The sequence below is a fragment of the Rubripirellula tenax genome (assembly GCF_007860125.1).
GTDB lineage: Bacteria > Planctomycetota > Planctomycetia > Pirellulales > Pirellulaceae > Rubripirellula > Rubripirellula tenax.
This window is the reverse complement of the sequence record NZ_SJPW01000004.1, coordinates 535,717-552,985: the sequence shown is the minus strand read 5'-3', so window position 1 is coordinate 552,985 and position 17,269 is coordinate 535,717. Positions and strand designations below refer to the sequence as shown.

Below are 17,269 nucleotides of genomic sequence, written 5' to 3'. Positions count from 1 at the left end.
ATTCCTACGGGCTGCCATCATCCAACCAGCTGGTGCATTGCCTGGGTACTGTCTGCGAAGCGATTGCCTTTGAGGCCCATCAGCTGCGCCTGCTTCAGCCATAGGTTGGCCAGCGGCGTGCCGTCGGAGCAGTGAATATGGCGGCCGCCCTTGATGCCGAAGCCGGCGCCGCCGCCGACGATGATGGGGAGGTTGTGGAACTGATGCGTTGAGCCGTCGCCAAGCCCGGAGCCATAGGTGATGAGCGTATTATCCAACAGCGTCGAGCCGTTCGATTCCTTGATCGCCTTCATCTTCTCAAGCACCAGGGCAAACTGCTGCATGTGGAAATGATCTACCTGCTCCAGGTGCGTGATGTACTGCCGCTGGTTATGCGACATTTTGTGATGACTCATCGGCTCATCGAACAGGCCGTCGAACATGTACGGGGTATCCCAGCGTTCCGGGCCGATCATGAAGGTCGCGACACGCGTCAAACCTGCCTGGAGCGCGACGATCATAAGGTCGGCCATTAGCTGGATGTGCTCGCCGCGCGGCAGATGTGCCGCGCTGGGCTCTGCCAAGTCCACCTTGTCCAGTTCACCCTTCATCTTCTCCAGACGATCTGTCTTGACCTCGATACTGCGAATCGCCTCCAGGTACTCGCCGAACTTCTCGCGGTCGGCGTAGCCCAGTTCCCGGCTCAGTGACCGGGCTTCGTCCAGGACCAGGTCGGAGATGTTGCGCACGCGCTCGATCTCCTGCGTGCCGAACATTCGGCGATAGGCCTTGCGCGGATCGCGGATAGACGGCGCGACCTGGCCAGTGGCGTACCAGGAAATGTTGTCGAAGTAGATCGACTCCTTGTTGTCCTTGTGCGGGTTGCAGCTGAATTCCATGGTACGGAACGGAGTCGTGCCGCCAATTTCATCGGCAATGACATGGTCGAGCGTTCGATCCAGCGGATAGGCGGAGTGCTGGATGCTGTACGGGGCGGCGCTGGTGAGGAAGCAGCTGCCGCATTGGGCATGGACGTCTGTGCCGCTTTGAAAGGTGCGATCGATTCCCGTAATCAGCGTCACATGTTCGCGCATGCCTTCCAGCGGCTTGATCGTCGGCGTCAGCGGAAACGGATGCAGCCCGGGCTTGATGTCAGCACCATCCACTCCCTTAAAGTCAGCGCCGCGAAAAACGGGGACTTCGTTGTCGGTTTCGAGGGGGAAGAATGAGCGGCGCACGACACCGATCGGGACATAGAATACGGCAAAGCGGTGAGGTGCCTGCGCGGCGGGTGATTCGGCCAGGCTCTCGAGCCAGGGTAAGGAGAGGACTGCGCCGCCAGCACCGCGTAAAAAGGAGCGTCGCGTGATCATCGGTCATCCTCCGGGGGATTGTATTTGCGTTGAAATGACTCGCTGAGGACGACCTGCTTGATCAGTCCTTTCAGTCGGTAGTCGTCGACCGTCGCCTGCTCGACAATGCGGTCCAGCGCCACGGCGTCGGTGGCATCGATCTCGCGGGCCAGGGCGAAGGCTAGCAGATGCCCGACCAGCGCCCGCGTAAAGCGATTCTTGTTCTGCAGAATGGCGTCTTTGAACTCGACAACGCTGGCGAATTTGTGTTGGCGAAACAGCTTGCCGCTCATGTCGATCTCGCGGTTGTTGTCATAGACCGTCCGCCACAGTCCGGTCGGACCGTAGTTCTCGAGCGCAAACCCGAGCGGGTCGATCTGTTCATGGCAACCTGCGCAGTCGGCACGTTCGCGGTGTGCCGCGAGACGTTCGCGGATGGTGAGATGTGAGGTGTCCTTCTTATCCTCCGGCAGCGGCGGCACGTCGGCGGGTGGCGGAGGAGGCGGGTCGTTGAAGATAACGGTCGCCAGCCATGCGCCGCGGGTGATCGGATGCGTTCGCTTCGGGCCCGATGTCATGGTCATCACGGCCGCATTGGTCATGACACCACCCTGGCGCCGGTCAGTGATGGCGACGCGCGTATAAGTGTTGACCGCCGGCCTGGCTTTGTTGAGTTTGCCGTCCGCGTACCATGATACCAGCGCCTCGCTGCGATAGCTGAAAGGGGCGTCGATCAGTTCAAGGATCGATCGGTCTTCAATCAAGATTGTTTCGAATACAAGCAGCGGCTCGAGCATCATATGCATGGAAGCGTTGTACTGGCCGCCGCTGAAGTAGAAATCGGGATGCTGCTTTGGGTCGGGTTTGACCGAGATGATCCGGTCCATCTGCAGCCATTGTGATGGAAAGCTGTCGCAGAATCGCTTGAGCTTTCTGTCGGTCATCATGCGGTCAACCTGGCCGGCCAGAACGGTTGGATCCTTCAGCTTGCCGGCAGCTGCCAGGTCGAGAAGCGGTTGGTCCGGGATGCTTCCCCAAAGGAAGAACGACAGGCGCGACGCGAGCTCGTAGTCGTCAACCGTCTCAGCCTTGTCAGCTGAGCTGGCGCGGTCATAGAGATAGAGGAATCGCGGTGAAGCGATAGCCGCGGCAGCCGCGGATTTCATGCTGTTGGTGAATGAACTGCCGGCGGCAATCAAGCCCATGACATGGTTGGTGAAGCGTTGCAGGGTCTCGGTGCCGGGCGGGCGTCGAAAGGCGCGAGTCAGAAACGACTCAAGCCGCGTCTGGACGGCGAGGCGTGTGTCTCCACTGGGCGCCGGCGGAGCGAAAAACTGCTGCCAGATTCCGCAGGTCCTGTCGGTGAACGTCGGGCTGTCGATGACCGATCGGCTGAGCTCGATAAACGACTCCATCAACAACGGGGAAAGCGACAAATGGTCGCCTTGATTGTCAAACCCATGTTCGGCTCGCAGGTCCTGGGGGAACGCCAGGACGTCGGCAAGCCGCTTCTCGTTCATCTGCGATTTGCCGAGCGGTCGGTTGCCCGCTCTGATAACGTCCGGCATCTTGCCGGTCTCCGGCTTGAAATAGCCGTAATCCCGGACGACGCGCTCGGGCAGCGGGAAGATTGCTACTTTCAGGTCGAACAAGTCCCGGACGGCGTTGCTGTACTGAAACCGGTTCATTCGCCGGATGGGCGCCTGCGCGGCGGATTTCTGCTTGCTGACGACCTCGTGAAGCAATTTCTGCAACTGTGCCAACAACTGCTGACGGTGCTTTGCGTCCAGCTGCGGTTCGTCTTCCGGCGGCATCTCTTCGGCCCCAAGCACGTCAACCAGGTTTTCGAGAAGCTCCAGATCGCCTGTCAGGTCACCGACGTTCTTCAGGTTCAGCAGGTTGACGTCGCCCTCTACCTCGCCGTTGCGACCGTGGCACTCAGTGCAGCTTTCCTTGAAGGTTGGCTGCAACGTATCGGTGAAGAACGTGTCGTGATCGACAGCCATGCCGCTCATGGGCATTGCGAGCACGAGGCATAAGGCGAGTAACTTGGATATTGGCTGGCGCAGGATCATGAACACTCCGAAGGCGGGTACGGCGCTGAGAGCAGAGAACTGCTCAAGCGGACGTCCGGTCGATATCGATGACGGGTAACGGTGGTTAAAGATCATTTTACAGGGCTAATCTTAATGCCCTGCGCCTTTAGCCATTCTTCGCACGGTGTGAACCAGTTCACACCTTTCAACGGGTGACCGCCCGTTTCAGAGGCCATGATTTCCGTGGTTCCGCCCACCGCTCTTAGCGCCTTTTCATACACCACACTGTTGTGTCCATGGCGTTTGTCATTCAGCGCATAGACCATAAATGTCGGTGCGATCTTGCCGCTCATTGGGAACTCCTCCACAATTTCTTGCGTTCCCTTTTCACACAAATAGGCCGCCGAACCGGTAATCACAAAATCCGGTTCACAAGACTGCTGATCCGCATCATCTATTTCCGGATAGGCACGTTGATTATGATGCTGGCTCAAGCGCAACACCAAATGACCGCCCGCCGACGATCCGACTACACCCAGTTGATTCGGATCGATATTCCATTGCTTTGCATTCTGACGCACCAGGCGCATCGCACGTTGCACATCTTCAAAGGCCGCCTCACGATCGCCAGAAGCCCGATACTTGAGCATAAAAACCGTAACCCCGCATTCGTTCAGCCATTCGATGATTTCCGGCTTAGGCGTCTGATGTTGATAGGCACCCCCAGGGCAATAGACAACCGCAGGATTCGGCTCAGCCCGTTGAGCAGAAAAGAGCACCAGGTGCGGATCCTTAACGTTTTCATATCGAATAGTCCCACGACGGGTCACTTCATGTTTCAGCCGATTCGCCGGACCGCCGACCTGCTCCAGTGGCCACAATCGAACCACAGGGCGCCCCTCCGACACATCGACCAGCTCCTTCTTCGCCGATTTTTTCGTGGGCTTTTTCGTCGGCTTCTTCTTGGCAGTCTTTCTTTGTGCCAAGGAGGTGTTCTCATAGTGTTCAATCGCCATGGCAGTCCACTCCTTGGCCCGGTTTTCGCCCGACAGAAATTTCTGCTCGACCAAAAACGCATCGCTCTTGATCAACAAATCTTCAAAGAGATTCCGGCCGCCTTTCGAGATATGGAAAAATCCATGCCCCTGATCCTCATAGATATGGGAGACTGAAACATTGCCGGCTTTTTCCATGGCCGCTTGAAAGGCATTGATCTGCGACACGCTAGTGTGCTTATCCTTTGACCCAAAAAATGAGACGGTTGGCGGTTGTCCTTCGCGAATATTGTGGAAAGGAGAAATATCCTCCCAATAATCTTTAACTTGCTTGTAGCCAAACCCCTCTGAACCATTGTTGTAGACCGGATTAAACAGCACGAGCGCATTGGGAATACTTGAAACGGGGCTGTCGGGATTGGCATCAAGATTTGTGCACATGGCGACAGCGGCAGCCACATGCCCGCCCGCTGAGCCGCCACCCGCAGCAATCCGATCCGGATCAACCCCAAGCTCGACTGCGTGTTGGCGCACATACCGCACAGCCTCGCGGCCGTCTTCCACACAATCGCGCGGAATGGCTTTGTTGTACTTTTTGTTACGGTACTGAGCGGAAATGGCAACCATACCCCGCGACGCCATATATTTGCTAAACCCGTAGAACTGGTCCGGATCGCCTCCCACCCATGAGCCGCCAAAGAAAAAGATGATGCACGGGCGTTTGTCGGTGACCTGATAGTCTTCCGGGAAAAACAGATGGAGCTTCAGATCCACATCCGGAAGCGGCGTGTAGAACTCGATGATCTTGTCCGGTTCGTATCCGAGCGTCCAATCATACTTCTTTCCGCCGCCCATCTTCGGCACTTGGCCGAAAGCAGAGACCGATGCAAACAAAGTACATATCATCAACAATTGTTTTATCATATTAAGATTCCTTACTTCCGATACAAAAAGGCATCAGATGTAACGAGAGAAGTAATGAGGGCGTTCATGCTGCCGTTGCTTTCTTGATAGGCTTTGTGGGCAGCAAGGAGGACGGGTCTGTCATGAATGGTCTCGTTGCGTCCCATCCAAAAACGGAAGGCGTGCCGGACAAACACTTGTTCAACGCGTTCGCTTTTCGCGAGCTTAGTAATCATCTCAAGAGCATCGGTGACGGGACCGTCAAGCTCTGGGGCTCCGGAGTCAATGATCTCCCCAGAGGTGTCAACTGGTTTGCCGAGTTCTTTAGTCCGGTAAAACCCTGCGTGATCATACATCTCAAAGGGAAGGCCGAGCGGATCCATTTTTTCATGACAGTTCCAACAATACTCCTCACGGGTTACTCGCATACGGTCGCGCAGTGGAGTATCAGGCTCATCCGGAAGCTGGGCATCGACGGTAATAGGCACATCCGGTATTCCTCCACCAAGCAGGCGCTCCCGAATCCATATGCCACGATGAATCGCATGGTTATCCATCGCATCCGAATGGGAGACCAGCCAGGAAGGCTGTGTTAGAATTCCAAGACGTTGCCCTTTAGGTGCGCTGTGTAAGTATCTTTCGGGCTTAAATGAGCCTGTTCCATATGAGCGATGGCCCACTCTTGCATAGAATGCATCTGCGTCTGACGGGATTTCAGGTGCTTGATACCCTTTTTCGTGCCCGTATTTTAGTGTGTGGTGTTCTCGCAGCAGTTCAATTCTCTTGTCCATGCTGAGAGTTTTATCTGACTCGAGTTCGTTTCTTATAGTCTTCCAGGTTCTCTCTTTTGAAGTTGTTTTCCCGGGTGTTTTTGCATTGTCTTTCGACGGTGTTTTTTTGGCGCGCCTTATCTTTATTCCGGGGTAATACGACTTATTGCTTCCGGTAAATATTACTTTTTGAGTCGTCAGAAGTTCCTTCAAAACTTGCTGATCTTCCTCGAGGATTAACTCAACCAGACGGTCTGTGCTGGCGAGATTAAAGAGCATGCTTCCTTGAAAACGATCAGGCCTTTGTTTGCCATATCCTGTTTTTCTTAAGGCCTTGTCATCTTTGCAGATATAGACCGCAAGGTCGTAGTCGAAATACTCTCTGAAAAATTGAAGGATGCGTGGTTTTCGAATGCTGTCATCTGCGAGCATACGAGAAAGCTCACGCTGCACATCTTCCCTGGTGCGCATGTTTCCGGTTGCTATAGCTTCCCGGAGTTGCGCATCCGGCTTTATGTAACACAGCGCTCGATTGAGTGCATTACCGAGTTCCCAGTCCTGTAACATGACACGCCCGAATGGATCTGGCTCTCCTGTTTCAGCTAGTTCAGAATAGAACAGAGCATCACGATCTAAGAAGATCGCAGACAAGCCTCTAAAGAGTCCTTCTTTTTGTCCAAGTTTTGGAATTAACTCCTTAATTAAGTCCACATAACTATTCGTCTCAGAAACCTCTGGGGGTCGGAATGTTACCATTTCGAATAAATGTTCGATGACCTTCTGCAACTCGGCATCTGAATACGTTTCTTTCTCTTGTTTCAGGAGGTGGTAAAGAGGTGTTAGAGGGCGAACAATATTTTCATCATAGGTCACAGACGCAGTGCTTCCCATAATGTTTTTTCCTTCGAGTTTTGCGGTATAGAGGACTGGATCATTGGTGATTTGATCCGGATCTATAACCAAGATCTCGGGGCCATATGCCATGTATTTTAGGATGTCTACCGCTTTACTTAGGATCTGCGTAGATTCGGCACTGTTTACGCTCGCAAAATGGGCATAATTTTCAAATCCATGCTTGTGTGCGGCAGCAAGAACGACCGGTGCGCTTTTAACGGCGGCTGCATAGGAGACCGTCGCGCCTTGCCAACTATTGATTCGGTCGACACCGAAGTAGAGCTTGAGTTGACCGCCGTGATCTAGTGGCACAGCGTCACCATGCGTTCTTAAACCTGGATTTTTGGGGTCATATTCTGGCTCAGTGTTAATCAGTTCATTGAGCCGAGTGATATGCTCTTGTGGCGTCACTCTCCAAATTCGTTTCGGTGAAGAGGTTGGCAGCAGTTTCAAATCTTTCGGTAGTTCTCCGAAGAGTAGATCATGGCTGACAAAATTTGCTTTTTTGGGGGTTTTGTGGGCATGAAAACCACCCTTGTCTTTCATGGTTTTACCTAATTCGTTAAGAATCGAATCAGTGAATTTCAGGCGATCAATTTTTTCAGGCTGCCCTTCGTTTTTTGGTGGCATCTCTTCGATTGCAACCTGTGCCCAGATGGATTCCCAAAGGCCTGCGTTTGTCTCGTTTACAGGGCCAAGGTCATCTAAGCTTAGCCCTCCCATTTCCGTGCCATCACCATGGCAGTCGAAACAATGACGCTCGATAAATTCGGATGCGAACGAATCAAAGCCTCCCTCTGGTGGATGCCCGGGGGTGTAAGGTTCTTCCGCCTGTAAATTCATCATGCTTAGCAGTGAAAAGGCGGTAGCTATGAGTGTGTAGTTTTGTAGGGCTTTCATAGACTTATCTTTCATATACTGTTCTAGGCGATGATTGCCTTGATGGGCCCTGTCCCGGAGTCATAGTGACCTGCCATTGTTTCTGACATGTTAAAGCGTTCTGTATTGACGCCTGCCGTCTTCAAGATCGAGGTGTAAAGTGCATTGATAGGGCGGGTTCCGTCTAGCTGGGTGAAGCGACCAGTTTTGAATGCACCACCACAGTTTCCAAGTAACATCACAGGCCAGTTAGCCCCGTTGGTGTGTTGTCTGTCTGCGTTGTTGCTCGTGTAAACGATGAGTGTGTTATCCATCATGGTGCCGCTCCCCTCTGGGACGCTTTCCAGCTCTTCCATGATTTTGATGAGCATCCTCATGTTGTATTGGCGAATACGATCCCAGATGGGATTCCCAGCTTGTGGCATGTGTCCGAGTTTGTGACCTTGCACTTCCACTCCCAGTCCCTTCCATGAGCCAAAGATATCTCCTCGCCCCGACCCCACAGTGAGGACGCTGGTTGTTCCTGACTTCAGGGCAGAGATTCCGAGGTCGAGCAGGGTATCGTGCCAGTCGGTTTCAAATTCTGGGTTTTGATAACGCTCATCTATCTCGGGAGCGAACTGGGCAAGTTGGTCAGACGCGTTTTCGAGTTTGCCTCGTAAGTTATTGATATCACCGAGCCCGCGGGTGAACTTACTGTAGCGTTCCTTTTCGCTTGCTGAGAGTCCTCTGGCTTTTGAGACTGCCAGGGATTCGACCAGCTCCAGCGTAGAGCTATCGGCTTCATATTGACTACGAACTTCCCCGCTGGAAATACTTCCATAAAGAAGTTGGTAGAGATGATTCGGGTTCGAATACATGGGAATCGTTTGCCCTGCACCACTTGCGGATAGGTTGGCTACAGTTGGCTTCGTAGTCATGTTTTCGAGGGCGTCCATCCCAATGCAGAGATGGGGGAGCAAAGTTTCGGGGAGGATTTTGCTTAATTCGTAATCGATTGTGGAGGCGCTTGGAGGAACGCCATTACTTCCGCGGTAACCTCCCAGAGCACCAAAAAAAGCACTGTGAGTAGCACTCGTATGCTTCCCGTGAAGACCGTTAACAATATGAAGCTTTTCTTTGTAGGGATTGAGGGCTTCAATTTGTTTCGGCAAAATTGCTGAGGCAAGGGAGCCGTTATTAGCCACATTAGTTGGGACGCAGCTTTTGGGGTCGAACCCATTGTTCTGCATGAAGAATACGACTCGCTTTGGTCCACCTGCATACCCGGTGTTTGTGGAAGCGGCCTGGGTGAGTTGAGGTAATACTGAAGACCCGAAAGCAGCGGCTCCAATTCCTGAAAGAACCTTCTGAATTGATTGTCTGCGATTTATCATATGTCTATACCGATTTGTTAGTTTCTGTTCTCTCATAGATGTTTGCCATTTCCTTATCGCAGCTCATGGATTCACGGCCTGTGCTGTTGATAGATGTCGTGTATTTCATCAGGGGAAAGCGTCACGTTCCAAATCGTCATCTCATCCATGGCGCCAACAAAATTGCGAGGCGGACCCGGCCCTCTGAGCATTTTGGCTGGCACACTCCAGTTGCCGATATCTCCGACACCGATCTGAAGTGGGCGACCATAATCGAAAACATGCTCCGAGACTTCTTTCCCATTGAGGTAGTGCCGGACCATTCCTTCTTGCTGACTGAACGTAGAGCAGACGTGACTCCAGACTCCGAGTGCATTTTGATCGAAAACATTCGGTATTTGCCCTGGCTTGACGATTGATTCTCCACGCTTCAACCTCGCTTTCAGGGCCAGCCCGCCAATGGGGGGAATTTGCCAATGAATGTGATCCGGTCGATATTCATCCGTTAACAACAAGGCTTGGTGACGCAGCCTTGGTAACGCGTCCAATCGGATCCAAGTCACTAGGGTGAGCTGGGAAAACTTACCTGGTATCGAAACACGCACACGATCTCCGGTGTGGCGGAATTCAAGTGCGCCCTTGCCCGGCCAGCGACCTTCGGCCCAACGACATCCCACGATCGCTCCCTGGTCAATCGTTCGATCTTGAAAATCGAATCGGGCGACGATGCGTGAGTCAGAACGGAGAGACTCATTCCATTTTCTCCATCGCTCCAGCTTCGCCATCGCATCGGAATCGGCTCGCGCCTGAACTTCGGCAAAGTCTGGATATGAAGAAGACTCATTCTGCGTCAGCGAAGAATTCCCCTCCGCGTCGATTGCAATTGCCTGCCCACCGAGCACGGATTGCTTCGCACGATTTTCAGCATGAAGTTCCACTTCACCATCGAACACGCGAACGTTCGCAGCGCCGGAAGTGGAAACGTCCATCCCGAATTCCGTACCGAGGTCGATCAGCTCAAACGAGGCCGTCTGAATCGAGAACCCCTGCGCCTGCTTTGGCACGCGAGCCCGAATCTTCCCTTGAAGGCAGCGCGCGTGATAGGCCGAGATGAGTTCGAATTCAGCCGGACCTTCAACAATCACCTGGGCGCCGCTATAGAACTCAAGCTGAGCGACTCCTCCGGCAATGCGGAGAATCCCCGGCTCCAACGCAGCTCCCTGGGCGGGCTGAACCGAACCGATCCAGCGGACTCCGACTGCCTTCTCCAGTTGAGCCACGCTGTGATCCAGGGCCTCTCCGGTAACGTCGGCAAGTTTGGGATCGTCAGCGTTCTGCCAAGGCCACAACAACCATCCCGCGACCACTAACAATAAGACCGCTGCTGCTGCGGAAATGGCTCGGAACGTTGATGTCGATAGAGAAGAGATCTTCTTCTCCGGACGTGAATCCGCAACTTCGCCAGCAACACTGGCGAGCTCATGAGACTCCTCTACAAAGCCGACAAATGCCGCGCGAAAACCGGGATCGGAATCCAGTTTCTCAGCGAAGTCAACCGATTGCTCCGCGCTGAGTTCACCAGCGAGGTAAGCGTCGAAAAATTGATCAAATTCATGATTCATGTCGACCTCGGTGCGATTGGGGTACGTTCCATGCATTCTCGAAGAAGTAAGCGCGTTCGATAGATACCCTTGCGAACTGCTGCCTCACTCATGTTCAACCGCAGCGCCAGTTCCCGTAGGCCGAGCCCATCCAGATATCGCCCGCCAATCATTTTTTGGGAACGCGTGGGAACTTTCGCGAAACAGTCGCGCAGCTTCTCCAGCCGCTCCAATCGCATGGCTTCTCGCTCGGGCGTTTGCTCAATCTCGAACGCATCGGCAACCGCGTCGAAAAGCAGGGTTTCTTCTAACGACGGCACCTTGCCGCGCTTTCGAAGAAGCTGAAGCGCCTCCAGACGAACAGCACCCCGGCACCAGGCGAGCACCGAATCTCCCGAAATCGTGTCAAATCGCTTCGTTAAGGCCACGTAACCGCTCTGAACAGCGTCCTCGGCCAGGGCATAGTCCCGCAGCAGGCCGTAGGCATACGCCACGAGCGCCTTGTGGTAACCAAAGGCTTCCTTCAATATTTGATCTCGATTTTTGTCTGAATCCATCACGTCGTCGATCCGAGAGAGCGCTTTTAAGCGAGAGCATACATATAAGCGTCGAATCGGACGAAAAGCGGGACAAATTTCTTTGCTATTCGGCCGCCAACGGGCTCTGGAAACACGATCTAAATGTGCGGTGGGAATAACACTGCACGAATTGATCACGGCGACGCGGCTGGCGAAAGCAAAAAGGGAACTTCGTGAAACCAACCTCACGTTGGATCGAATCGCAAACCGCTGTAGCCTCGAATGCCCAGAATACCTGAGCGTTCTGTTTTGGAAACACCGCAATATGACACCCCGCGAATATCACGAACAACATCGGCAGAAGTAGTGATCGCTTCCTTTGTGCGGTCGGCCACGGTCATGGTCTCCGGATTAACGCCAGTTCCGCTCGCGTTTTCACCTGTCCCAAGTCAATTAGCGACATGTACTCGTGAGCCAGTTTCAAACGGTCAAATGCATCTGGCTCAACGAGACCTCGGATTGGGTAGAGTATGACTCGGGGACCTTTCTGGATTTCCAATTCGAGATTCGCAATCGTTTGTTGCTGTCACGATAGCGCCGTAGGTGGCGTGACCGACGCGACTTAGTTAGTCACATTCCGCACCCTAAACTTCAAGTTGCGTTTGACCCAACAAATTGCAGTGTTTTTTGCGATTCGGAGGAATCAAAGTCAGGCACCCCGTACCAAACACGGATCGCATGCAAGAACTCGAAATCGGAAAACACCGTTTTTTGCCGATTCAATTGGGGCGGTCGTCGAACCTTGTTTCAGGGGTGCGGAATGTGAGTAGTTAGATCATTTCGTGACGGCGGTTGGACCAACCGCCAGCTTGAAGATCTCACAGAAAATGCCGTCGGTCCTGCACACCGAAGCGACTTTTTAAGATTCTTTTCGACGCTCCGGCGGCCGACGCCGGGTGTTCGCTAGCCGCTGTCGTACATCTTGCCGACGAGTATCTTCGGCAAATGAGCGATCTGTCACGTGATCTATGACACCAATTGGTGGAAGTCACTCACCCACGCACGCCTCGCCGTCGCAATGGGTGACCGCGGATGTCTCTCCGTCTACGGAACGCAATCGGAAACCAATTGAAGCTTTGCAGAACCAATCAACGCCGAGTATTTCATCAAAACCGAAGGCTGAGGCTGAACCGTCGACGAATGGAAAGCCCGCCCTGAATTACCCGACAACCACTGCCTCGACTGCCTCGTCGGCTCCGCCGTCGCTGCCTCGATGCAGGGTACGTTATTATTCGGAACCGATCGACCATCTGCACCGAAGTGTGAGCGAGTGAGCTTCAAAGAACTTCAACGCCGGAAGAGAATCTAAGTCGACCGCCTGAAAGTTTGCTCCGATCCGTGTTTCCAAAGGTTCCAACGTCAGCCACTGGAGCACGCGAGTCCAATATCCAGAAGAGTCTGCGTACCAATTTCTGTTCCCACCAGTCCCACTCGGAATTTGCGAATCAGACCAAACCTTCTTTTCTTCGAAGGGCTCTAGTTCGGAACCGCAGGCCCGATTACAGCATTGGAGAGATCAGTGTCATTACCATTACCAGCTTGGCTCGATTACCTCGTTTTTGGGCTCGGACTCTTCGCCTTTCTTGCCTTCCTAGGATTTTCAATGTCGTGGGCATGGGCAAAGTTCTTCAATTACTTAGGTCGCAACGAGCCACGGAATCTCGACGATGAAAATACACTGACGTGATCGGCTAACCGATTTTTGCTTCATGCTGAGCATGGGCAGCGTGAATGTGGGGATGCATTCCGTGAACTAGCTCCCGTCGTAGTAATGCATTGGCGATGCTGGCAGACATGATGCAGCAGGTGACCGATCAAATCGCGGCCGACAAACATCTGGCCGGTAAGAAGGCGGTTGCAAACCCTCACCGCGGTCTCCGCTTCAACAAGATCGTGCCGCCGTCGGCCGGCTGAGCATTCTTTCGCAGTTTGCGAACACACCAATCCACAGGGCTGCCGGGTTCGGCAACAGGAACAGCACGGATGCTGAAAACTCTGGCAGGGATAATCGAGCAATTGCGTGGCGGGCTTCTTCAACGCCCCGACGCCTCTGGACGCTCGTCCCGGCAGCCCTTCTTTCAAGCTCGGCGAGAAGTGGCACCTCGAGGGCTTCCAACAACGTCGGTTCCAAATTGATTCGCTGGTCCGACGACTTCCAATCACTTCCGCCGATACCAAACGATGCGTTAGAGATCGTTCCGATACCCGTTTGAACATCAAAGCCGAAGTAGAAGAGGTTGCCAGGAACGAAGTGTCGAACTTCACTCCTGCGAAATTGAACGTCATTGCCGGCGCGGGCGATCTCGACTCGTTCGATTCGTGGACTTTCTTTGCTGTGGGTTGAAACCAAACGCACGATCCAATCTGCTTCGTCGTTGGGTGTTGGCTTTACCTCAACAATTCGCTCCCCACCGGCAAGGCGCAACGCCCAATCGGCTTCGAGCGATTTCTCAACCTTCACCCGCTCGCTGACATGATAGAAGTCGGCCACCCGAGTCCAGTCCAACTTCTTGCCGCTGATCGGATGCTTCATCTTCTTCAGAACGCGACGAAAGTACTCCGTTTCGTTGCTGCCCGAGTCTGTCACGTAAGCCAGTCCAGGAATTTGCCCGTTCCATCGAGTGTCGCTTGTTGGCTCATGCCGGCGGCGGCAATCTCCTGTCCGATCCAATCGAGCATGGCGGGTGAAACGTTTTCGACCAGCCCCAGCATCAACTCCAACGGGAAGATCGTCTCTTCGTCTCGCTGCCAACTTCGGAATCCCGTTCGCCACAGGACGATGATTCCAAAGCGAGTGGCGATCGAACGATTGGGCGTTGGTTTGGCGCGACTTCCGTATCCTCCGCACTGATAATACAGATCTTTGGGAAGACGAGTCGCGCCGGATGGTTCGAGTGATTGAACGACTCCCTGGAGAATCAAGCGTCCGATTTCGCGAACCAAGAGCAGCAGAGCGAGTTCGAATCGATGCAGCGCTGTCGGTGAAATCGGTTCTTTGAGGAATCCGTCGACGGCTTCAACGAGACGAGAGCGGATCTCATCGAAAACCTGCTCGACGATATCTTGCGCGAGGGCGTTTTGCTGAGCATCTGTTGCGTGCTGGTGACCCCAGCGATTACTCTCATCCATGAGGGCGTCCTGTTGTTGCCTTTTTGTTTTGCAACATCAGTGTGACGCGGGACGCCCTTGTTCTGAAACACCAATCCGAGGTTACGCAATGCCGCGAAACCGACGCACCTCAATCAACCGTCAAACTGCGCCCTGAAGAGACCACACGAACGTGGGAGTCAACCTATGGCGCGGTCTTGAAGGCTAATGAGGCGTCGATACGACCTTACGCACCCAAAGCTACCACGAACCATCAATTGGCCGCGTAAACTCGCGCCCTGGCGAGACGACACCCGGAGCTAGCTCTTTTAGTTGCGTGCAACGGGCTGTCGTTTCCAGTTTGATTTGGCGTTCATCCGATGCGTTCAGTAGCGAACTGTTTGCATACGTCGAATCCACCATCACGGATCAAGCCGAGTTGGAATCCGAGTTTTGGGATTCAGTGCTTTCACTTTCAATCGTCCCCAACCATCCGTTAAACGCCAATTGGTTGAATCGAAAGCTATCGGCGGAGTGCATGGCGGATCGTGACGTGTGGTGGTCCACTTTTCTTCATAATCGACATGGCCAAGGCGGCAGGGTCGACCGTTTGATCGCATGGGCATGGAATGCGGGTACGTCCGAGGCTTTCGATGACGAAATCGTCGAACTGGCTGGCGTTACTCTTGGTTGGTTCTTGACGACGTCTAACCGCGAAGTGCGTGACAGAACGACCAAGGCTATGGTGTGCCTCTTTCAGCGGCGTCTGCCACTGTTTTGTCGAGTGTATCGACAGTTCAACGACGTTGATGATTTGTACGTCCGCGAGCGACTAAACGCGGTCGCCTACGGATGTGCGCTACGATCGAACGATGAAGCAGGAATTCGCGAACTTGCACAGGTCGTGTTCGATAGTGTTTTTGCAGATGGTAATCCGCCCATTCACCTGCTGCTCAGGGACTACGCGCGGCAAACGATTGAGTACGCGATTCACATTGGCTGCGACTTGGCGATCGACGTTGATCTCATTCGTCCCCCATACCGAAGCCAATGGCCAGCACCAGCCGATTTCCCGACCAAAGAAGAATGCCGAGATATAGCTGATGATCGCTTCACGCAGTACATCACCGGACACTACAACAAATTTGCCGAGCATGCGTGTTCGTTTGACAGATGGAGCACTTTCAGGCTTGACGAACCACGCAAGCATAGTCCACGTGAATTGCTGACCTCTTTCGAGCAGTCGCTCACGGAGCGACAGTACGCCTTGCTCGAATCAATTCGTGACCTGCAACTAAAAGAATCTGATAAGGTCCTTCTTGGTTTGCGTCAATCGGTGGGGGATCTCGCTGATGACATGGCTGTATCCGACGACGAAACGGAAAACGAAATTGCGGCTGCAATCGAGCGATTCGGGCGTAGCCTGAGATCAGGAAGCCGGAAGCGGAATCAGTTCGATCGCATCATACGGGAATACGTCGAGAATCCGCATGCTCTTTATCGGAGTCGGCCGACCCTGGACTCGGAGAGTGCAAGGCGTTGGCTCGTTCGGCGTGTCATCCAGTTAGGCTGGACGGCTGAGCGCTTCGGCGATTTTGATCTCGAGTTTCGCCACTCCGACGATGCGATTACGAGTCACGAAACCATCGGCAAGAAGTACAGTTGGCTCGCGGTTCGCGAGTTGCAGGCGAGAGCCTCAGACAATTTCGAGATGAGAAGTGCGACGAGCGAAGTGAGCTTTCAATACGACGGACCGTGGCGGCTGATCTATGGTCGAGAGATGGACCCGTCCAACACGATCTCAAAAACTATGTGCGACAACTACGAACCACATCCGGTTTCGTGGTGGTCACCAGTGACCATTTCGAGTTGGAACGACGATATTTCTGACAATCAGTGGGCTAAGATCGAGTCCGATCTCCCTGATCCAATGAATATGATCAGTGTCGCCGATACCGAAGGGCGTCGTTGGCTGACTCTCAATGGCCACTATCGGTGGATGAGCCCCGTCCCCGTCGGTGAAGATGAGTTTGAGTGTACACAGCGTAGAATCACGTTCACAATCAACAGCTACCTAGCGTCGGCCAAGGCAGTTCCCCAACTCATGAAATGGGCTCATAGGCAGCGTTGGGCAAAGTACTCACTTCCGGAGAACGACGGTTACTCCAACGACATCTTTCTTGGCGAGTACTTTTGGTCTGAGCGATACAAAGAGATCGAGGCAGAGTCATCGGCCGTATCAGACTGGTACGATGGGACTGAGCATGGACGAACATTGCCAACACCACTGCTCATTACCGCCGAAGAATACGCATGGGAGTACTCGCCGTCAGACTCCTCGCTGATTGACAGCGTTCGCTTCAAACTGCCAAGCAAACCACTTGTGACGAGCATGAATTTGAAGCAGCGAGGCAGCCAAGGCTCGTGGCAAGACTCTGAAGGTCGGGTGATTGCCATGGATCCCTCAATCTATCAGCCGGGGCCGAGCGTGTTACTCCTTTGCCAAGAACGAATGGAACACTTCCTAGCCGAACAAAACCTCGCGTTGTTTTGGACCGTATTGTCAAATCGACACCTCGTTGGCGGCCACCATCTCGATCAAGAAGAGTTTATCGGCCACGTCGAAGCAAACGGGGCATACTCACTTCACAAGGGCTCTCTAAACGGAAACACATCCGCCAAGTTTCTTCCAAAAGGAACGTGGTGATGTCGACTACAATCTGGTCTAACGCACGGAACTTCGTTGTTGTCGAATTGATCGCGGGGACTGGATGTCGACACACATATCTCCCTATGAATCCGAAAAACGGACCCACCTTGGGATGATGACGATGCCTCGG

At 53.5% G+C, this 17,269-nt stretch carries 11 protein-coding genes; 2 read left to right on the top strand and 9 right to left on the bottom strand.

Features of this window, described 5'->3' with window-relative positions:
- Positions 1 to 17: 17 nt before the first annotated feature.
- From Poly51_RS16600 to Poly51_RS16570, 7 genes are all read right to left on the bottom strand, one after another.
- Positions 18 to 1,352: a DUF1552 domain-containing protein gene (locus Poly51_RS16600; protein ID WP_146458897.1), complete on the bottom strand. Its 1,335-nt coding sequence runs from the start codon at positions 1,350 to 1,352 to the stop codon at positions 18 to 20.
- Positions 1,349 to 3,502, bottom strand: coding sequence for a DUF1592 domain-containing protein (locus Poly51_RS16595; RefSeq protein ID WP_146458896.1), 2,154 nt, complete (start codon positions 3,500 to 3,502; stop codon positions 1,349 to 1,351). Before Poly51_RS16595 ends, Poly51_RS16600 begins: the two co-directional genes overlap by 4 nt.
- Positions 3,499 to 5,286 carry an alpha/beta hydrolase gene (locus tag Poly51_RS16590; protein WP_146458895.1) on the bottom strand — a complete coding sequence of 596 codons (1,788 nt, stop codon included), beginning with the start codon at positions 5,284 to 5,286 and terminating at the stop codon, positions 3,499 to 3,501. The genes Poly51_RS16595 and Poly51_RS16590 overlap by 4 nt, the downstream gene beginning before the upstream one ends.
- Positions 5,287 to 5,297: 11 nt before the next feature.
- The gene (locus Poly51_RS16585) at positions 5,298 to 7,829 is read right to left on the bottom strand and encodes a DUF1588 domain-containing protein (protein WP_246114561.1); all 2,532 of its coding nucleotides are present in this window, start codon (positions 7,827 to 7,829) and stop codon (positions 5,298 to 5,300) included.
- A gap of 23 nt (positions 7,830 to 7,852) precedes the next feature.
- Positions 7,853 to 9,184, bottom strand: a complete 1,332-nt coding sequence (locus Poly51_RS16580) for a DUF1552 domain-containing protein (RefSeq protein ID WP_146458894.1) — start codon at positions 9,182 to 9,184, stop codon at positions 7,853 to 7,855.
- A 71-nt stretch (positions 9,185 to 9,255) separates the two neighbouring features.
- Positions 9,256 to 10,785 (bottom strand): LamG-like jellyroll fold domain-containing protein, encoded by a 1,530-nt coding sequence (locus tag Poly51_RS16575; protein WP_186775608.1) that lies wholly within the window; start codon positions 10,783 to 10,785, stop codon positions 9,256 to 9,258.
- Entirely contained in the window at positions 10,782 to 11,321 is a 540-nt protein-coding gene (locus Poly51_RS16570; RefSeq protein WP_146458892.1) for an RNA polymerase sigma factor, read from the bottom strand. Before Poly51_RS16570 ends, Poly51_RS16575 begins: the two co-directional genes overlap by 4 nt.
- On the opposite strand from Poly51_RS16570, the gene Poly51_RS31825 reads away from it, so the two are divergent.
- Positions 11,308 to 11,649 (top strand): helix-turn-helix domain-containing protein, encoded by a 342-nt coding sequence (locus Poly51_RS31825; RefSeq protein WP_146458891.1) that lies wholly within the window; start codon positions 11,308 to 11,310, stop codon positions 11,647 to 11,649. The two genes, Poly51_RS16570 and Poly51_RS31825, sit on opposite strands and share 14 nt — an antisense overlap.
- A 1,575-nt stretch (positions 11,650 to 13,224) precedes the next feature.
- On the opposite strand, the gene Poly51_RS31340 is transcribed toward Poly51_RS31825, so the two are convergent.
- Both Poly51_RS31340 and Poly51_RS16555 read right to left on the bottom strand, forming a co-directional pair.
- Positions 13,225 to 13,929, bottom strand: a complete 705-nt coding sequence (locus Poly51_RS31340) for a hypothetical protein (RefSeq protein ID WP_246114560.1) — start codon at positions 13,927 to 13,929, stop codon at positions 13,225 to 13,227.
- Positions 13,926 to 14,471: a hypothetical protein gene (locus Poly51_RS16555; RefSeq protein WP_146458890.1), complete on the bottom strand. Its 546-nt coding sequence runs from the start codon at positions 14,469 to 14,471 to the stop codon at positions 13,926 to 13,928. Before Poly51_RS16555 ends, Poly51_RS31340 begins: the two co-directional genes overlap by 4 nt.
- Before the next feature lie 295 nt (positions 14,472 to 14,766).
- Between Poly51_RS16555 and Poly51_RS16550 the strand changes: the two genes are divergently transcribed.
- Positions 14,767 to 17,136 (top strand): hypothetical protein, encoded by a 2,370-nt coding sequence (locus tag Poly51_RS16550; protein WP_146458889.1) that lies wholly within the window; start codon positions 14,767 to 14,769, stop codon positions 17,134 to 17,136.
- Positions 17,137 to 17,269: the final 133 nt, after the last annotated feature.